This is a genomic window from Streptomyces fildesensis, assembly GCF_016107395.1.
In the GTDB taxonomy this organism is placed as follows: domain Bacteria; phylum Actinomycetota; class Actinomycetes; order Streptomycetales; family Streptomycetaceae; genus Actinacidiphila; species Actinacidiphila fildesensis.
The window spans coordinates 1-243 of the sequence record NZ_JAAIKO010000357.1; the positions used below are offsets into that span (position 1 = coordinate 1).

The window sequence follows — 243 nt, forward strand, 5'->3', positions numbered from 1 at the left end:
GGAAGATATTGTGCTCCCGGCCCTGAACAGGATTTTAGCAAAGGTTACGAAGGGAAAAATGTAGTTCTTGAAAACTTAAGGCAGCTATGTGTGTTTAAAGTGGCAAATGAGAGCAAAAGGCCCTGGGTATGGTGGGACTATGTAACTGATTTTCAAATTAGATGTCCCATGAGGGAGCAAAAATACAACAAGGAATGTGCTGAAACTGTTATCGCTTCTCTAGGGCTCGATAGTAAAAAGATT

General features: G+C 41.2%; 1 protein-coding gene. It reads left to right on the forward strand.

The window, feature by feature from the left end; translation table 11 throughout:
* Positions 1-243: hypothetical protein (locus tag C6N31_RS47475; RefSeq protein ID WP_232486387.1), on the forward strand; the 243-nt coding region annotated here is incomplete at both ends.